This is a genomic window from Paractinoplanes aksuensis (genome assembly GCF_024137025.1).
In the GTDB taxonomy this organism is placed as follows: domain Bacteria; phylum Actinomycetota; class Actinomycetes; order Mycobacteriales; family Micromonosporaceae; genus Actinoplanes; species Actinoplanes aksuensis.
This window is the reverse complement of sequence record NZ_JAMYJR010000012.1, coordinates 74,609-92,491: the sequence shown is the minus strand read 5'-3', so window position 1 is coordinate 92,491 and position 17,883 is coordinate 74,609. Positions and strand designations below refer to the sequence as shown.

At 70.8% G+C, this 17,883-nt stretch carries 14 protein-coding genes; 9 read left to right on the top strand and 5 right to left on the bottom strand.

Annotated features, from left to right (window positions below; genetic code table 11):
- Positions 1-80: 80 nt before the first annotated feature.
- Positions 81-1,016, bottom strand: coding sequence for a sulfotransferase family protein (locus M1L60_RS12460; protein ID WP_253237537.1), 936 nt, complete (start codon positions 1,014-1,016; stop codon positions 81-83).
- Positions 1,017-1,693: 677 nt separating this feature from the next.
- On the opposite strand from M1L60_RS12460, the gene M1L60_RS12455 reads away from it, so the two are divergent.
- From M1L60_RS12455 to M1L60_RS12435, 5 genes are all read left to right on the top strand, one after another.
- On the top strand, positions 1,694-2,626 hold the full coding sequence (locus M1L60_RS12455; RefSeq protein ID WP_253237536.1) for a glycosyltransferase family 2 protein: 933 nt from the start codon (positions 1,694-1,696) through the stop codon (positions 2,624-2,626).
- A 45-nt stretch (positions 2,627-2,671) separates the two neighbouring features.
- Positions 2,672-3,637, top strand: a complete 966-nt coding sequence (locus M1L60_RS12450) for a glycosyltransferase family 2 protein (RefSeq protein ID WP_253237535.1) — start codon at positions 2,672-2,674, stop codon at positions 3,635-3,637.
- Positions 3,634-4,974 (top strand): glycosyltransferase family 2 protein, encoded by a 1,341-nt coding sequence (locus M1L60_RS12445; protein WP_253237534.1) that lies wholly within the window; start codon positions 3,634-3,636, stop codon positions 4,972-4,974. Before M1L60_RS12450 ends, M1L60_RS12445 begins: the two co-directional genes overlap by 4 nt.
- A 96-nt stretch (positions 4,975-5,070) precedes the next feature.
- Entirely contained in the window at positions 5,071-7,512 is a 2,442-nt protein-coding gene (locus M1L60_RS12440) for a hypothetical protein (protein WP_253237533.1), read from the top strand.
- 67 nt (positions 7,513-7,579) lie between these two features.
- Positions 7,580-7,945: a hypothetical protein gene (locus tag M1L60_RS12435; RefSeq protein ID WP_253237532.1), complete on the top strand. Its 366-nt coding sequence runs from the start codon at positions 7,580-7,582 to the stop codon at positions 7,943-7,945.
- Here the strand turns inward: M1L60_RS12435 and M1L60_RS12430 are convergent.
- The 3 genes from M1L60_RS12430 to M1L60_RS12420 are packed head-to-tail and all read right to left on the bottom strand — an operon-like array spanning position 7,942 to position 11,137.
- Positions 7,942-9,327, bottom strand: a complete 1,386-nt coding sequence (locus M1L60_RS12430; RefSeq protein ID WP_253237531.1) for a right-handed parallel beta-helix repeat-containing protein — start codon at positions 9,325-9,327, stop codon at positions 7,942-7,944. The genes M1L60_RS12435 and M1L60_RS12430 overlap by 4 nt on opposite strands.
- On the bottom strand, positions 9,324-10,328 hold the full coding sequence (locus M1L60_RS12425) for a glycoside hydrolase family 26 protein (RefSeq protein WP_253237530.1): 1,005 nt from the start codon (positions 10,326-10,328) through the stop codon (positions 9,324-9,326). Before M1L60_RS12425 ends, M1L60_RS12430 begins: the two co-directional genes overlap by 4 nt.
- The gene (locus tag M1L60_RS12420) at positions 10,325-11,137 is read right to left on the bottom strand and encodes a polysaccharide deacetylase family protein (protein ID WP_253237529.1); all 813 of its coding nucleotides are present in this window, start codon (positions 11,135-11,137) and stop codon (positions 10,325-10,327) included. Before M1L60_RS12420 ends, M1L60_RS12425 begins: the two co-directional genes overlap by 4 nt.
- A 159-nt stretch (positions 11,138-11,296) precedes the next feature.
- Here M1L60_RS12420 and M1L60_RS12415 point away from each other — a divergent pair, with 159 nt between their 5' ends.
- Both M1L60_RS12415 and M1L60_RS12410 read left to right on the top strand, forming a co-directional pair.
- Complete coding sequence (locus tag M1L60_RS12415; protein WP_253237528.1) at positions 11,297-11,527, top strand: hypothetical protein; 231 nt, start codon at positions 11,297-11,299, stop codon at positions 11,525-11,527.
- A gap of 67 nt (positions 11,528-11,594) precedes the next feature.
- Positions 11,595-12,251: a hypothetical protein gene (locus M1L60_RS12410; protein WP_253237527.1), complete on the top strand. Its 657-nt coding sequence runs from the start codon at positions 11,595-11,597 to the stop codon at positions 12,249-12,251.
- Here the strand turns inward: M1L60_RS12410 and M1L60_RS12405 are convergent.
- Entirely contained in the window at positions 12,228-12,935 is a 708-nt protein-coding gene (locus M1L60_RS12405) for a ScyD/ScyE family protein (protein ID WP_253237526.1), read from the bottom strand. The two genes, M1L60_RS12410 and M1L60_RS12405, sit on opposite strands and share 24 nt — an antisense overlap.
- A gap of 117 nt (positions 12,936-13,052) precedes the next feature.
- Here M1L60_RS12405 and M1L60_RS12400 point away from each other — a divergent pair, with 117 nt between their 5' ends.
- Positions 13,053-14,237: a metallophosphoesterase gene (locus M1L60_RS12400; RefSeq protein ID WP_253237525.1), complete on the top strand. Its 1,185-nt coding sequence runs from the start codon at positions 13,053-13,055 to the stop codon at positions 14,235-14,237.
- Positions 14,238-14,375: 138 nt separating this feature from the next.
- On the top strand, positions 14,376-17,858 hold the full coding sequence (locus M1L60_RS12395; RefSeq protein WP_253237524.1) for an ATP-binding cassette domain-containing protein: 3,483 nt from the start codon (positions 14,376-14,378) through the stop codon (positions 17,856-17,858).
- The last annotated feature ends 25 nt before the right edge of the window (positions 17,859-17,883 follow it).

Sequence of the window (17,883 nt, the reverse complement as noted above, 5' to 3'; positions counted from 1 at the left end):
GGCGGCTCCTTGGCGTAGTCGGCGGTGACGCGACGAAGGGTAGACGCCCAAGTGTGCAACATCTATGGGGAAAGTGGGGATTAGCGCGGAGCGGCGTGTCGGTCGACCGCCAGCCAGTCGTCGTACGACTCGCCCGTGACCTCGGTCAACAGGGCGATGTCGTCGGCGAAGTGCGGCAGCAGGGCCGCGCGCTCCTCGGGTGTGGTGACCGGGCGGGTGCCCTGCTTGCGGTGCAGCAGGGTCAGCAGCGGCCCGCGGGCGGCCAGCCGCAGCGGAACCGGGAACCGGTGCCCGAAGGTACCCCCGCCGCGGAGCAGAAAGCGCAGAACCTGGTTGAGGCCGTTGTCCTCGACCACGTGCCGGTTCACGTTCTCGCGCGGCACGGCCGTGAGCACCCCCGTGTGTACGCCGAGGAACTCGCACACCCGGTCCAGGGTCGCGGCCGGCGCGTCCTTGAGCTCCTTGTACCGCAGCAGCAGCACCTGCTCACGCGGCAGATGTTCGTACAGGTGGCGCAGCTGCTCGCCGTAACGCCCGAGCCCGACGTAGTGCCAGAACGGCGCCCACCCGGCCGCGATGCGCGCGGGCTCGGCCCGGCAGGCGGTCAGAAAGTCGGCCTCCGGCTCGAGGCCGGCGTTCCACAGGTGGGTCCAGTTGGAGTGGGCGCGGTCGACCGGGTCGCGCAGCAGCACGATCAGCCGGGCCGACGGGGTGAGCGACTTGATCCGCTCGTGCGAGTCGAGATCGTGCAGGTAGAACGGGGTCGCCTCGCCCAGCAGGGTGCCGTGCGGGGCCGGGTCGAACAGCGCCTCGTAGTCGGCCTGGCGCCACACGTGCTCCTGGTAGGTCTGCACGTCGCCCGGGCCGCCGTGGGCCGGGGGCGGACCGTCGGAGAGGAAGAACTTGGGTTCCTTGACCGCGGGCAGGAACAGCTGGGGATGACCGGCCAGCGCCGCGTGCAGGGCGGTCGTGCCCGCCTTGGGGACGCCGGCGATCAGGAAGTCGGGGAGCGCCATGGAAGTCAGCCTACAGATTCAGTAGGCATTTAGAAGACGTCGCCACCAGGTCGCACGCCGGTAGCGCGGGCACCGGCCGGGCCCGCACAGGGAGCATTCCGTTCCTCGCCGGTAGTGCTGGTGGGCGTGGGGATCATGCCCGCAGACACACAGGGCTTCATCAGCGTTCATCGTCTCACCAACGGTAAGGCGGCCCGGAGGCTACGGGGGCGCATCGACTGGGTGACCTGCGTGAATACATACCCCGGCCGGCGCTTTCCGACTCATCGATGGACCGGCAACCAACCTGCAACCGATTCCCTACGCTGCGTGATGTCCGTATGCGGTGACCCAATTCACTGCGAGTAATCCGGCATTTTGGACCTGCCCTATTCCAGGGGCCTTGACCAGCCTATGAGTTATTTGCCGGTTTCCGGAGCTACACACCATTCTCAACCGCATTTGTCCGATACCACGGGTATCAATGTGACGAAAATCGTCGGCAGTTGTCCGTGTGAATACATCGCGGTCATCCGGTTGGCGTGAATGATCCACCCGGTCCCCGGTAGGTTGTCTTTTCGGTCAGTTGACGCTTGGTAGCCACTTGCTACGTTGGTCCACAGAAGCGAAAGCCCTACGCTTCTTACCGTCAGATTTGCCGATCGAACCGCAATGCCGCCCCCCGGGAAGGTAACGACATGGAGTTTTCGACGCCCAGCGCGAACACGTGGGGTGACGGAGGAACGTCACCGACCGTAAGCGTGGTCATTCCGACCCTCAACGAGGAGCGCAACCTTCCGCACGTGTTCGCCAAGCTGCCGGCGAACATCGACGAGGTGGTTCTGGTCGACGGCGGGTCGAAGGACCGGACCGTCGAGGTCGCCCGCGAGCTGCGCCCCGACGTGGTCGTCGTGCAGCAGACCCGCACCGGCAAGGGCAACGCCCTGGCCTGCGGCTTCGCCGCCTGCACGGGCGACATCATCGTGATGATCGACGCCGACGGCTCGACCGACCCGGCCGAGATCCCGCTGTTCGTCAAGAAGCTGACCGACGGCGCCGACTTCGTGAAGGGCAGCCGGTTCAACCACGGCGGCCACAGCCACGACATCACCAAGCTGCGCAAGCTCGGCAACGACGGGCTCAACCTGGTGGTCAACGTCCTGTTCGGGACGAAGTTCACCGACCTCTGCTACGGCTACAACGCCTTCTGGGCCACCGTCGTGCCGGTCCTGGACCTGCCCGACACCAAGCTGCCCAAGAAGACCGACGGCACCAAGCACTGGGGCGACGGCTTCGAGATCGAGACAATGATCAACATCCGGGCCGCGGTCGACGGGATGAAGGTCGGCGAGGTCGGCAGCATCGAGCACCGCCGCATCCACGGCGAGACCAACCTGAACACGTTCCGGGACGGTTTCCGCGTGCTGCGCACGATCTTCAGCGAGTACGGCCGCATGCGCAGCCAGAAGCGCACGGGCGAGCGCCGCCCGGGTGGCGTCATCGTGCACCAGCAGCCCGGCACCCGCGCCCACGGCATCAAGCCCACGCCGGCCCCCGCCGCCGAGGCCCCGGTCGTTCGTGAGCGCGACGAGGTCGGTGCCGCGAGCACCGACATCAAGCCCCTGAGCTGACCTCCACCGCGCCCGTCCCCACCCCTCGTTCCAGGAGACGCTCCCGTGGATTCCACCCCCCTCGACACGACCATCGTGATCCCGACGCACACCGAGGACCGCTGGTCCTCGCTCGTGCGGACGGTCGCCTGCGCCAAGTCGCAGCAGGCCGAGCCGGCCGAGGTCGTCGTGGTCACCGATCACAACCGCAGCCTGTTCGAGCGCATCCAGCGTGAGCTGCCGGGCGTGACAGTCCTCGAGAACGCCTACGCCAAGGGCGTCTCCGGCAACCGCAACACCGGCGCCTTCCACGCGAAGACCGCCCTCGTCGCCTTCATGGACGACGACATCACGGCCGGCCCCGAGTGGCTGGGCCAGCTCGTCGCGCCCTTCGCCGACCCGCGCGTGGTCGGCACCGGCGGCGGCATCCTCCCCGACTGGGAGGGCCCCGCCCCCCGGTGGATGCCCGACGAGTTCCTGTGGGCGGTCGGCGGCTCGTACGCCGGCATGCCCACCGAGACCTCGCCGATCCGCAACGTGTGGTCGGCCAGCATGATCGTCCGGCGCGACGTGTTCGACGCCGTCGGCGGCTTCCGGGTCGGCTTCGGCAAGCTGGGCGACCGCAACCGCCCCGAGGACACCGAGCTCTGCCTGCGGATGAGCGCGCACGACGGCGGCCACTGGATGTACGTGCCGAGCGCGATGATCCGCCACGAGGTGCCGGCCAACCGCTCGTCGTTCCCGTGGTTCGTCAAGCGTTGTTACGCCGAGGGCCGCGGCAAGGTGCAGATGTCCGCCCTCGACGAGGGTGGCAGCCACAACCTGGGCGCCGAGCGCTCCTACATCTGGTCGCTGCCCAAGGCGGCGCTGCGCAACCTGGGCGCCGGCCTCACCGGCAAGGGCGCCGACAACTTCCTGCGGGCCGGCGGCATCGTCGCCGGGGTGGCCGCGGCCGGCTGGGGCGGTCTCGTCGAGACCGTCGCCGCCAAGCGCGCCCCCAAGGCCCCGAAGACGCTGGAGACCGTCCGATGAGCGCCGACCTCGGCCGCAGCGTGATCCCGGCCCAGCGCACGCCGCTGGACGACAAGATCCTGCCCGGCATCGTGCGCGACGTCGAACTGTCGCAGCCCCTGCCGGTTATCCCGGCCGAGCAGCCCGACGGCCGCCGCGCCGAACAGGCCTGGCTGCTGGTCCGGCTGTTCTCCGAGCCGCTCGGTGCGCTGCTGCTCGACATCCCGTCCGCCGGGCTGAACCCGGCCGACCTGGCCCAGGCGGTCGAGGCCGAGCTGGGCGAGGCTGTCCGCAAGCGTCTGGGCGACGTCCCGGTGCCGGTGCACGGCATCAACCCGGCCAGCGAGCCCGACTTCCTCGCGAAGCGGCGCGCGGTGCTCACCACCGCCCCGCACATCACCGTGGTCGTCTGCACCCGGGAGCACCCGGCCGAGCTGACCAAGTGCCTCGACAGCCTGCTGGCCCAGGAATACCCGGCCTTCCGGATCCTGGTCGTCGACAACGCCCCCGAGACCGAGGCCACGGCCGACGTCGTGCGGGCCGCGGCGGCTCGCGGTCCGGTCGACTACATGGTCGAGCCCAAGGGTGGCCTCTCGTTCGCCCGCAACGCCGCCGTCCGGGCCGCGCCCGGTCAGATCCTGGCCTGGCTCGACGACGACGAGGTGGCCGACCCGCACTGGCTGGCCGAGGTGGCCCGCGCGCTGCACGAGCACCCCGACGCCGACGTGATCTCCGGCGTCATCGTGCCGGCCGAGCTCGAGACCAAGGCGCAGATCTGGTTCGAGCAGTTCGGCGGGCACAGCAAGGGCCGCGGGTTCAAGCCGGACGAGTTCGGGCCGCACACCAAGCACATCCAGAGCCCGCTCTACCCGCTGCCGCCGTTCGGCACCGGCGCCAACATGACCTTCCGCCCGGGCGTCATCGAGCGGATCGGCCTGTTCGACACCGCGCTCGGCGCCGGCACCCCGGCCATGGGCTCCGAGGACACCCTGGCCTTCACCCAGGTGCTGCTCACCGGGGGCACGATCGTCTATCAGCCCAGCGCGATCACCCGGCACTACCACCGGCGCGACCTCGAGGGGTTGCGCAAGCAGATGGTCGGCTACGGCACGGGGCTGGTCGCCGCGTACACGAGCCTGCTGCTGTCCCGTCCGCTTCTGATCTTCCCGTTGCTGCGGCTGGTGCCCAGCGCGCTGAAGGACATGACCGGAAAGGACACTGCGCGCACCGCGACCATCCGCGAGGACTTCCCCCAGGAGCTGCTGTCGGACAACCGGCGTGGCATGCTGGCGGGGCCGCGCGCCTACCTGAAGTCGCGCCGTGCGGCACGGGCTAAGGTACGCGCCACCCAGGCTTAGCTCGATCCAGCGCTTTGCGCGCAGGACAGACCGGGCGCGTTGCCCCGTAACGCGTCCCGGCCTCAGCGCCACGACGTACACGGAGGCCCACCTACCATGCAACAACGCTCGGCCGATACGCCGGAACAACCGGCGCCGGACTCCACCGTACGGATCGTGGTCGGCGCCGCCGGTGAGGCCTTCCCGTCGCCCGACGCCACGGCGGTGATCTCGGCCGTCGACAAGGACGCGACCACCCGTCTCGAGGTCGGCGACCGCACCGTCAAGATCCCGATCGGCCCCGACGACTCGTCGGACACCCGCTACATGCCGGCTCCCGTGCTCACCACCGCCGGGGGTTCGGCGGCGCTGGCCGAGCCGGCCACGGCCGAGCCCGAGACCGGCGCCGACCACCGCCCCGAGTTCGCCATCGCCGGCGGTCTGACCGCGGTGATCGGCCTGCTGGGCCTGGTCGTGCCGAACGGGCCGCTGAGCCTGATCCTGTCGCTGGTCTTCGTGCTGGTCGGCCCGGGCGCGGCCATCATGTCGGTCGCCAACGTGCGCAACCGGCTGGTCTCGTGGGCGCTGACGGTGGCCGGCAGCATCGCCGTGCTGACCCTGCTGTCCGCGGTCACGCTGTGGGCCAAGGTGTGGGAACCGACGGCCTGGCTGGCCGCGCTGGGCGCGGTCACGCTGGTCGGGTCGATCGTCCAGTTCGTCCGGCTCACCCGCTCGGGCGTGCCGCTGATCCTGGGCCGGGTCGGCAAGCCGCGCGACACCGCGGACAACGGCCTCGTGTTCGGCGCCGTCCCGTTCATCACGCTCGTGCTCGGCGTGGGTCTGTGGGCGCTCGCCCTCACCCAGCTCAACCCGGACGACGTGGGCCTCTACGGCTTCAGCGCCGCGCTCGGCGTGCCGTTCATCGTCGGTGCGGTGCTGCTGTTCATCGGCTTCGCGGTCGAGCTGTTCGGCCGGGCCCGCCCGCTGGTGCTGGTGGCCCACCTGATCGTCGTGCCGATCATCATGCAGGCCACAGTGCCGCTGCTGGACGGGACGATCGAGTACGCCTGGACGTACAAGCACATCGGCGTGGTCGACCTGATCAACGCCAACAGCAGCCTGATCAGCGGCAGCGACATCTACCAGCAGTGGCCCGGGTTCTTCTCCGCGGTGGCCATGCTCTCGAACGTCTCGGCCGTCGACGGGCTCTCGTTCGCCGCCTGGTCGTCGCTGACCTTCGCCCTGATCACCTCGCTGATGGTGGCCGCGCTGCTGCGCCAGTTCACCAAGGACAGGCGGATCATCGCGCTGGCCGTGCTGCTGTTCCAGGCCTGCATGTGGGTCGACATCGGCTACTTCTCGCCCCAGGCGATGGTGTTCGCGCTGATGCTGGCGTTCTGGGTGATCGTGACCCGCTGGCTGATCGGCCCGCCGGTGCTCAAGGCCGAGCCCAAGGGCCGCATCGGCCGGCTGCGGGCCTGGGCCGTGCAGGGCATGCCGCAGCGGGTCGAGACCGACGCCCGCACCCGTCGCTTCGCCGCCTTCGGCGCGGCCGGGCTGTTCGCCGCGATCGTCGTCTCGCACCAGCTGACCCCGGTGCTGATGATGGTGCCGCTGTTCGCGCTGACCATCCTGGGCATCCTGCGCCCCAAGGTGTTCCTGGTCGGCCTGGTCGCGATCATGCTGATCTTCTTCGTGCCCCGGCTGGGCTCGGTCAACAGCCAGTACAGCCTGTTCAGCTTCGACCTGCTGTCCAACGCCTCGGGCAACTCGGCCAGCTGGAACACCCCGGAGCAGGAGTTCTCGGCCACGGTGTCGCGGGTCCTGGCCATCGGCCTGTGGCTGGCCGCCCTGGTCGCGGTCTTCCTGACCCGCAAGCGGCTGGGCCGGGTGCTGGTGCCGGCGCTGATCGGCTTCCTGCCCATGGTCACCCTGGTCGCCGGCAACTACGGCGGCGAGGCGATCTACCGGGTCTTCGCGTTCTCGATGCCGTTCGTCGGCCTGCTGATCGGCGTGCTCTGGGCCGGCAAGGGCCGGCGCGGGGTGCCCGCGATGCTCGCCTCGGGTGTGCTGCTGGCCATGCTGATGCTGGCCGGTCTGCAGGGTCTGCAGGGCCAGCTGATGGTGCACCAGGTGCGGGCGACCGACATCGAGGCGGCGCAGTACTTCTACGCCAACGCCGAGCCCGGTTCCGGCCTGATCCTGGTCGCGCCGAACTTCCCGACCAAGCTCGAGGCCAACTACGGCGAGTTCAACAAGGGCCACGTCTCGGTCGACATCTCGCTGATCGGCGACCCGCTGTTCACCGGCAACATCAACGGTGGCCGGCTGCCCGATATCGAGACGTACATCCGCGCCATGAACTACCCGACCAACTACCTGGTCGTCAGCGACGCGATGGACGACTACACCGATTACTTCGGCACCGCCGACGACAACGCGATGCAGTCGCTGAACACGGCGCTGCGCGGGTCGGCCAACTGGCAGGTCTTCTACAACGGGCCCGGCGTGACGATCTACAAGCTGGTCGGCACGGCGGCGACCCCGGCGGCCAACTGATCCGGACCTCGTGAGTGAACGCCCGCCCGGCCTGCCGGGTGGGCGTTCGCCCGTTTAGTCTCTGGATGTGAAGCTTCCCAAGGTGGGCAAGAAGCAGATCATCGTCCTGGTGATCGCCGTCCTCGTCGTGTTCGCCCTGGTGACCGCGAACCGCTCCGACGACCCCGGCGAGCAGGAGGCGGGCTCCCTCGACAACGGCGCCGTGGTGGCCTGCGACGACTTCGCAGCCGGTTCGGCCAGGGCACGCAGCGACTCCACCCGGCTCGCGCTGGCCGACAAGGTCACCGCCTCGGCCGCCAAGAGCGACAACGACGCCGTACGCACGAGGGCCATGGAACTGGGCCGCAGCGCCGACGAGGGCAACGCAGCCTGGCGTACGGCCTCCAACGCCCTCACCGACGCCTGCGCGGCCGCCGGCTGGACCGCCGGTTAACGCTTGAGGGTCGAGGCTTTGTCGAAGCCGGTGCGGGCGACCCACTGGTCGTAGGTGACCGAGGCCTCGGTGAAGCTGCCGTTGAGGATGCCGAAGTGGTTGTCGCCGGTCTCGTAATTGTTCTGGTCGATGACCATGTTGGGCGAGGCGCCGCCGTCGATCTGCAGGCGGAAGACGGCCGCGTTGTCGTTGCGGGTCACCGTGTTGCCGGTGATCTTCAGGCCCTCGATGCTGCCCGCGAAGTCGCTGCCGGTGGCCAGCAGGTAGGTGAACTTCGACATGTCGCTGAAAGTGTTGCCGCTGACCGTCAGGCCGGCCGAGCACCGCAGCACCAGGCCGGTGTCGCCGTCGAAGCCCTCGGGGCCGCTGCCGCCGATCGCCTTGTTGTCGCTGAAGACGTTGTTGGCGCAGCCGCCGCCGTTGCCGGTGCCGGTCTCCATCACGCCGTCGTTCGTCTCGAACGTGTTGCCGGTGATCGTGGTGTTGGCGGCGTCGTAGATCTCCATGCCGCCGCCGTCGACGCCGTAGTCGGTGGACGGGCCGTAATTGCGGCGCACGGTGTTGTTGCGGAACACCGGGCCCGGCTTGGCCGTGATGAAGGTGGCCGACAGCCCGTACCCGCCGAAGTCGTCGTCGTCGGGGTCGGTGTTCTGGATGATCCGGTCCTGGTCGTGCACGTCGTTGCCGTCGACCAGCACGCCCTTGCCGCCGCGGCTGATCGAGATGCCGGCGCCGTTGTGGAACACCTCGGAGCCGGTCACCCGGACGTCCTCGGACTCGGTGACCAGGATGCCGTAGCAGCCGACCGGCTTGCCGGCCGCGTTCTCGCCGTGACTGTCGCGCACGGTCACCCCGCGGATGGTGACCTTGCTGGTCTTGTGGACGCGGATGCCGCTGCCGTGGTCGCCGGTGATGTTGACGTCGGCATTCGGCTTGGGCACGCAGCCTCGTACGGTGAGGTCGGCGATGGTCGTGCCGGGCGCCGCGACCAGGATGCCGTCGCGCACCCCGGCCACGCCCTCCACGGTCGCCTCTTCGCCCGGGGCGCTGCCGACCGTCAGGTTGGGCCGCGACACGGTGAACGGGGCGTAGGTGCCTTCCCGTACGAAAATCTTGGAATCGGCCGGGGCCACCTCCACGGCATGGGCGATCGTCCGCCACGGCTTCTCAGGACTGCCGTCCTCGTCGTCGGCGCCGTGGGTGGACACCCAGTAGCCCGGGCCCGCCTTGTCGACGTCGGGCGCCGACTCGTAGAAGTAGTTGAGGTATCCGAGGGCGGCCGTGCCGACGAGCAGGAGCACGACGACCAGGCCCAGCCACCGGCGGCGGGAACCGGCCGGAGCGCGATGGTTGCGCTTCGTCCGGTGGTGCGCTCCGGTCACCCGATGAAGACCGGGTCGCTCGACATCGCCTTGTAGGCCGCCAGGGCCGCCGCCGTCGAGTCGATCCGCCAGTTCTCGCGGGAGGTCGGGTGGGTGTCGGTGTCGAACCAGACGGCCGCGCCGACCGCGGGATGCGACTTGATCCACTCGTGGAAGCCGGCGATCCATTCAGGCTTGGTGTTGCCGCCGCGGTCGATCACCGAGACCTCGGAGATCATGATGGGCTTCCGGGCCGCGTACGTCTCGTAGAACTCGTCGAACATCTCGCCCGGGGACTGCGTCTGGGCGAAGCCGGAAACGCCGGCCCAATCGACGTATTCATCACCCGGATAGTAGTTCTTGTACGCGTTCCAATCCTCACTGGGGCGCGAATTCCAGTTGGGGCTCCAGACCCACGAGACGTTGTCCGCACCCTCCTCGCGGAAGATGCGGTGGATCCGGCGAAATGCCTGGATGTAGCCCTCGGTGTCCTTGTTGTTGGCCGGTCCGCCCCACTTGTAGAAATCGCGGTTCATGTCCCACGCCCACCGCATGAGAGTGGGTTTCTTCCGGTCGACCATGCGCTGGGCGGCCCGCGCGATGAGCTTGTCGGACGAGCCGTTGTTGACCACCTTGTACTCGGGGCCCCGCCACGAGAGCATCAGCGTGCTCTTGTTCGACACGTAGCCCAGCGAGACCGGCAGCTTGTCGGTCCACGAGAAGTAGCGGTGCACGATGCGTTCCGGGCGCCCGAGCTGGCGGCGGCGCAGGTCGATCCCCGCGCTGACGCTGCGACCCTTGAGGTCGACGTACGCGCCGAGCATGACCCGGCCCGGCTCGAACGGCACGGCGCCGCCGCCCTCGGTGACCGGGGTCGCGGCCGCTTCACCGCTGCCGGACGGCACGGGCGAGTGCGACACCACCGGCGGCACGGCGTCGGTCGAGCGGTACTTCTGGCAGGCGGCCAGCGGCACGGACGCCGCGGCGAGGGCACCCAGGCCCAGCAGGTTCCGACGGTTCATGTCAGGTTACGACCGAACGTACGAGCCACCTTGCGGGCCACCCGCCAGCCGGGCTGGGCGATCTGCTTGACCTTGGGGGCCAGGCCGGGCTCGCCGTGCCTGACCAGCTCGACCAGGTCGGCGCCGCTGTGGTCGGGGGTGGGCTGCAGCCGGGGGACGGCGAGGCGTTTCTCCCCCGGCGTGTGCAGCCGGCGGCCGACCTCGGTGGCGTTGTCGTACCCGGTGGACGCCACCAGGTCACGGACGCGACGGCTGTTGTACCCGTGCGGGTAAGCGAACGACCGTACCTTGACCTGCAGGCGCTGTTCGAGCTGCTCGTGGCTGCTCTTGATCTCGTCGCGCAGCTGGGCCGGCGGCAGCACGTCGAGCGGGTGGTGGATCAGGCTGTGGTTGCCGATCTCGACCCCCGCGGCGGCCACCTCACCCAGTTCGTCCCAGGTGAGCATCGGCCCGAAGTCGGGGGCCGACTCGCCGAGCCAGCCCGCGGTGCCGCCGAGGTGGCCGACCGAGGCGTACAGCGTCGCGCCGGCCCCGGTCTCTTTCAGCACGGGCACGCCCTCGGTGAGGAAGTCGCGGTAGCCGTCGTCGAAGGTGACCGCGACCAGCTTCTCGGTGCTGCCGGTGGCCAGCAGGTCGAGCGCCTCGGTCAGGCCGACCAGGCGGTAGCCCGCCTCGGTGAGCGCCTGCAGCTGCTCCCTGAGCAGCGCCGGGGGCACCGCGAGGTCGCGCATCGGGCCGCCCACGGCGGACACGGAGTGGTACATGAGCGCCGGAAGGGTGCTCCAGCCCGGCCTCGTCGTCACGGTCACGCGGTCGTCCTCGTACGCCTGGTGGTCTGAGGTTCCACGCTAAGTGGAACCCTTGCGCTGGTCGCGGGTTTCTCCGTTTTGTCCCTCTGCCGAAAGTCGTAGGCGAAGTCCCGCTCCGGGCAGAGGCGCGCAGGGATCTCCACTCGGAAGAGTGAGGTTATGACATTCGATCCGCTGCGCTGCGCGGAGGCTACTTGCCAGGCGGCCGTCGTGCTAGGGGCCACGCTGGTCCCCGCCGCCTGGCGAGCCCTCGATCCGGGCCTGGCCGCCGTCCTGGCGACCATGTTCGTGATCCTTTCGGGCGGTATCTACGCCCTGCACGCGGTCACTTTTGATTCGTTCCGTCTCACGGGACGGCGACTTTTCTCCGCCGGACCCCACGATGAATGAACCCTCAAGGTTTCCCGCCCGTATCCCCGGTCGACCACGGTTCTTGAGCACCCGGGGGCGACGGGATATGTTCCGATTGATCCACTTGCAGGCCGAGAGCGGCATTCCTCGCATAAGCGTGGCTTCCGACGGTTACGCCAGTGCCCGGATCGCGCTGACCCGATATCGCAGCGCCCCGGCCGCCTATTTCGGGGTCGGCCGCTTCGATCACGAGGGCACCCTGGCCGAGATCATCCTCGACCGGCTCTGCGGTCCGCTCGGCGACTGCCCGCGCCCGGCCACCCTGGTCCACGCCGCCACCTACTACCGCCTGTGCGAGACCTGCGCGACCGGGCTCGACGTGCTGACCGTGCCCGAGCTGGCCCGGCTCCTGGGCATCGCGTGCCGGCTCGCCCCCGTGCCGGCCCGCGCCGGGCGGCACGCCGCGCCCGAGGAGCCGTCGCCCGCCGGCAACCGGATCGCCCGCGAGTTCGCCACCCGCGTCGACGACCCGCACTGGCGCCGCGAGCTCTGCGCGGAGCTGCTGCACACCCCGGGCGCGGTCAACGGGCTGCTGATCGGGGTGGGCGCGCTGACCCACCGGGACGTGCTCGACCTCTACCCGCGGCTGCGGACACTGGCCGACGAGCTGCCCGTGCCGGTGCGCGAGGAGCTGGCCCGGGCCACGGCGCGGCCGCAGTCCCCGGCCGGCGTCGCCGGCCTACGCCTGGGCCTGAGCACCTAGATCAATTCGGCGTACGCGGGCCGTGGCTGGGCAGTCCGGGCAGGCCGTGACGTACGCGTAGCGGCCGTGGATGGTCAGGCCCGACGGCGTGCCCGGCCCGGCCGAGGCGACCACCCGGTGCCGGCCGCGGTCGCCCACGCGCACCAGGGCCCAGGCGCGCATGCCGTTCCTGGCCACGTCGAGCACGTAGAGCCCGCCCGGGCCCCAGGCCAGGTCGACCGCGGCGGTGAAGCCCCCGGCGTACACCTCGGGGGGCCGGCCCGGCACGACCCGCCAGACGCGCGCCCGCCCCGGCGCGAACGGATACCCCGCGAGCTCACCGACGTAGAACGCGCCGTCCGGGCCCTGGACGACCGCGGTCAGCACCGGTTGCATCCGCACCGGCATGCCCCGCGGCGTGCCGTCCGGCAACCGGGCCGGCGCCGGCACGACACGGCTCGGGAACGACGCGACAGCGGCCCGCCGGCCGCGCGGAGCCAGCCGGACCAACGTGTCCCCCTCGGTCACGTAGATCCGACCGCGGCGGTCGACCGCCGCATCGAAGTGCCTAGACGCCGCACCCGACCCGGGCGGCGCCATGAAGCGGTCGACCGCCGCATCGAATGGTCCGGTCGCCACGCCCGGGTCGGGCGGCCCGGCGGGCGCGCCCAGCAGGGTCGCGACCAGCAAAGAAGCTATGAACATGTGAATACCCCCGTGCCACCGTTATAGGGGCCGGGCCCGGGGCTGTCAGTCCTCGATCCGACCGGCCCTGAGGCGACGGGTGGGCACGCCGCCGCCGCGGGGTGCATAGTTCATCCCGTGTCCGTAGGTGAAGCAGTCGAGACCGAGCCGAGCCGCCGCCGGCCGGGCCGCGCCGTCCGGTTCGGGCTGACCCTGGTCGCGGTGCTGCTGCTGTTGTTCGGCGTGCCCTGGTTCTTCCTGGTCGTCTCGGGCAACGCGTGGCCGTTCGCGGTGCAGGTGATCGGCACGGCTCTGTTCGCCGTCGCTGTTGTCGCGTTCCCGCTGCTCATGTTCTCGGGCCACGGCCGCCACCACCGCGACGGCCCGGCCGTCGTCGCCGACACGACACTGGGCGTCGTCTGGGTGCTGTTCGTGTGGTCGCTGCTCGGCCAGATCCTCACCGCGGTGCTGTGGGTGGCCGGGGTCGACGGGCCGGCTCGCTACCGCATCGCCACGGCGGCCGTTCTGGCCGTCTCGGTGGTCCTGCTCGCCTGGGGCACCTACGAGGCCCGGCGGGTTCCCCGGGTACGCCGGGTCGAGGTGCGACTGCCCCGCCTGGGCGCCGGCCTCGACGGGCTGCGGCTGGTGCTGCTCACCGACACCCACTACGGCCCGATCGAGCGGTCCCGCTGGTCCCGTCGCGTCACCGAGGTGGTCAACACCCTCGACGCCGACGTGGTGGCCCACACCGGCGACATCGCCGACGGCGAGGTGGCCCAGCGCCGCCGCCAGGCCGCGCCGCTCGGCGACATCCGGGCGTCGATGGCCCGGGTCTACGTGACCGGCAACCACGAGTACTTCAGCGGGGCTCAGCGCTGGGTCGAGCACATGGCCGAGCTGGGCTGGGAAGCGCTGCACAACCGGCACCTGGTGGTCTCGCGCGGTGGGGACTCGCTGGTCGTGGCCGGGGTCGACGACCGCACGGCGGCCGGCTCGGGCCTGCCCGGGCACCACATGGACCACGAGGCGGCCCTGGCCGGCGCCGACGACTCGCTGCCCGTGCTGCTGCTGGCCCACCAGCCGGCCCAGATCGCGGGGGCCGTGGCCCACGGGGTCGACCTGCAGATCTCGGGCCACACGCACGGCGGCCAGATGTGGCCCTTCCACTACCTGGTGCTGACGGACCAGCCCGTCCTGCAGGGCCTGTCGCGCCACTCGGAGCGGACCCAGCTCTACACGAGCCGGGGCACCGGGTTCTGGGGGCCGCCCTTCCGCATCTTCGCGCCCAGCGAGATCACCCTGCTGACGCTGCGGGCGGGCTGACCCCGGCCGGAAAATCTCGCTCCGGCCGCCATGGTGACGGGCGCCATGGTCGTCCGGGCCGTAATTGCGTTGAAGACCTCCCGGTTGGCGATGAGGATGGGAAGACCGCCTCCCCCACCCGACCAGAGGACTACATCGATGCGCCTGCTTCGCGATCTGTGGGCCACCTCGAGGAGCCGATCGGCCCTCGCGGTGGCTCTCATCCTGCTCGGCGCAGCGGGGTCGGCGGGCGCGCTGGCGCTGTCCGGCCAGGTGCTCGTCAACCGGTCCATGCCGTTGTTCGGCGTGCTGGCCCTCGGGCTGGTGGCGTCGGTGCTCACCGACGTCTTCGTGGCGCTGGTGGCGGCCCGGCTCACCGCCGACTGGGCGGCCCGGGTGCGCCGCGGGCTCAACCGCGTCGCCTTCGGGCAGGACGTGCCCGCCCTCGAGAACACCCCGGTCGGCGAGATGCTCGACCGCATCGACTCCGATGTCTACGAGGTCGGGTCGCAACTGCGGGGCAGCGGCGTACGGATCGCGCAGTCGATCGCCGTCGCCGTCTTCTCGATCGTGACCGCGTTCTTCGTCTGGTGGCCGGCCGGCATCGGCATGGTGCTCGTGTCGATCCTGCTCTACGTCACGATGAACAAGCCCATCCAGCGCATCTCCCCGCTGCGGATCTCCGAGGAGGAGGCCTGGTCCGACCTGGCCGCGGTGATGGAGGAGTCGGTGCACGGGCAGGACGACGTGCGCACCAGCCTGGCCGCGCCCTACGTCCGGCGGCTGTACGCGCGGCGGGCGGCCGAGGTGCTGCGGCGGGGGCGGCTGGTCTGGCGCTCGTCGGCCCGCATCACCATGGGGGCCGGCACGATCACCCGGTCGCTGATCGCGGTGCTGGTCGTGGGCGGGGCGTGGGCGCTGATCAACGGGCACATCGACGGCGCCCGGCTGACCGCCGTGTGGCTGCTCGCGCTCGGCTTCGGCGGCACGCTCGAGCACGTCACCCGCATGGTGCCCGAGCTGCAGAACGCGCTGGGCGCCTGGAGCCGCGTGCAGCTGCTGCAGGACGTGCCGCAAGAGCCCACCGAGGGCGTGCCCCCGGTCGACGGCGACCTGGTCGTGCGGGATCTGACCTTCCGGTACGGCGAGTCCGACACCGGCCGTCCCCCGGCGCTCAAGGACGTCAGCCTGACCTTCGCCCGCGGCCGGTCGTACGCGTTGATCGGCCGCACCGGTTCGGGCAAGTCGACGCTGGCCAAGGTGCTGACCCGGGCCGTCGACGTGCCCCGGGGCGCGGTCTTCCTGGGCGGCGTCGACCTCAACGACCTCGACGTCGAGGGGCTGCGGCGCTGGACGGCGATCGTGCCTCAGCGCACCGAGATCCTGGCCGGCACGCTGGCCGAGAACATCGCGCTGTTCGACCACGACCTCTTGCCCAAGGCGGCGACCGCGCTCGACGAGCTGGGCCTGACCGCGTGGGTCAGCAGCCTGCCCGACGGCCTCGACACCAACCTGGGCGAGGGCGGCTACAAGCTCTCGGCCGGGCAGGAACAGCTGGTCGCGTTCGCCCGCATCCTGGTCCGCGACCCCCAGGTGGTGATCCTGGACGAGGCCACGGCCCGGATGGACCCGGTCACCGAGTCGTGGGTCCAGCGCGCCACCGACCGGCTGCTCACCGGGCGCATCGGCGTGATCGTGGCCCACCGCCTGTCGTCCGTGCAGCGCTGCGACGAGGTCGTGGTGCTGGCCGACGGCGAGGTGCTCGAGTCGGGCCCGCTGCGCGAGTCGCGGCGCTTCGCCGAGCTGATGGCCAGCAGCAACCTGGCCGTCCCGGCGAGCCCGGCCGGCAGCGGCGCCGTGCTGGTCGAGGAGCGCGACTGGGACACCGCGGCCCGGATCGAGCTGGGGGCCGAGGCGCTGGCCAACAAGCTGACCCCGGTCGAGCCGCCGCCGCTGCCCGAGACGCCGCCGGCCCGCACGATGCGCGAGATCCTGCGGCTGACGATGAACGACAAGCGGTACGGGCTGGGCGCGGTGGCGCTGTTCGCCATCCTGGTGCTGCTGGGCCTGGACGGCGCGATCCTGCCGCTGCTGTGGGCCAACGTCGTCGACGGCCTGGGCAGCCCGCTCTACCCGGCGGTCGGTATCGCGGTCGGTCTGCTGGTGGCGATCCCGACGCTGTACTACACGGGCGCCTGGTTCCCCGAGTGGTGGGTCCGCCAGATGCTGCGGATCAGCCTGCGGCTGGTGCACGGCCAGATCGGACCGCGCCGGGTCAGCAAGCACACCCCGGCCGAGGTGGTGGCCCAAGGCGGCGACACCGAGCGGGTCATCATGCTGGCCGACAACGTCATCGACAACGCCACCAGCATCGTCATGATCGTCGCGATGACCTGGGCCTCGGGCTCGATCGTGCCCGCGCTGTTCTTCACCGGCACGATGGTGATCTCGGGCCTCGCGGCCACGCTGTTCGGTCCTCGGCTGGAAAAAGCGGCCCGGCGTACGGTGGCCGCCCGCGCGGCGTTCGCCACGGCCTTGGTGTCGTCGCTGTCGGCGGCCCGCACGGTCAAGCTGGCCGGCGCGACCAAGCCGGTGCTGGCCCACCTGGCCCGCCTCGACGGCGTACGCAGCGAGCTGCAGCGCCGCGAGATCGCGATCCAGGTGTGGGCCCGGTCGACGCCGTCGATCGCCAGCGGCCTGCTGCCGATCGCGGCCTGGGGGCTCTATCTGAACGGGGCGCTGTCGGCCGCGGCCACGTTGATCGCGGTGGCGGTGCTGGGAGCCGCGCGCTGGTTCGCGTGGACGACGGCGTCGCTGGTCTCGCAGTTCCCGTCGGCCCGGGTGTGGACCAAGCGCACGGTGGCCATGACCGGGGTGTCCGACTACTCCTCGGACATCCCCGGGGTCGACCTGGCGGCCGGCACGGCGCCGGCCCCGCCGACCGCGCCGCGCAACCCGCTGCGCACGCTCGAGCTGCGCCGCTTCAGCGCCGTGCACGAGAACGGCACGGTCGGGGCGCAAGACGTCGACCTCACGGTCGAGCGGGGTCAGCTGGTGCTGGTGGTGGGTCCGGTCGGGGCGGGCAAGTCGTCGCTGCTGCGGGCCCTGGCCGGGATCGTGCACCACGCGGGCGAGCTGCGCTGGAACGGCGAACCGGTCGACGAGCCCGAGGTCTTCCTGCGGCCCAACCAGGTCGGGTACGTGGCCCAGCTGCCGCGGGTGCTGTCGGGCACGGTCGCCGACAACATCCAGCTCGGGCACGAGGTGGACGCGGCCGACGCGGTGTCGACGGCCCAGCTCGAGCACGACCTGGCCGCGGCCGGGGGCGGGCTGCAGCTGTTGATCGGGCACAAGGGCACGCGGCTCTCGGGGGGTCAGCTGCAGCGGCTGGCGCTGGCCCGGGCGCTGGCGCCGCGCACCGAGCTGCTGATCGCGGACGACGTGTCGTCGGCGCTCGACGTGACCACGGAGCTGGAGTTGTGGCGGGCCCTGCGCGACCACGGCGTCACGGTGGTGGGGTCGACGTCCAAGCGGGCGGCACTGAGCCAGGCCGACCGGGTGGTCGTGCTGATCGCGGGCAAGGTGGAGGACCAGGGCACGTGGCAGGAGCTGGAGGACCGCTGGGGGCACCTGGCGGGCTGAGAAGTGGGCTGAGGGCGGAGTGGGA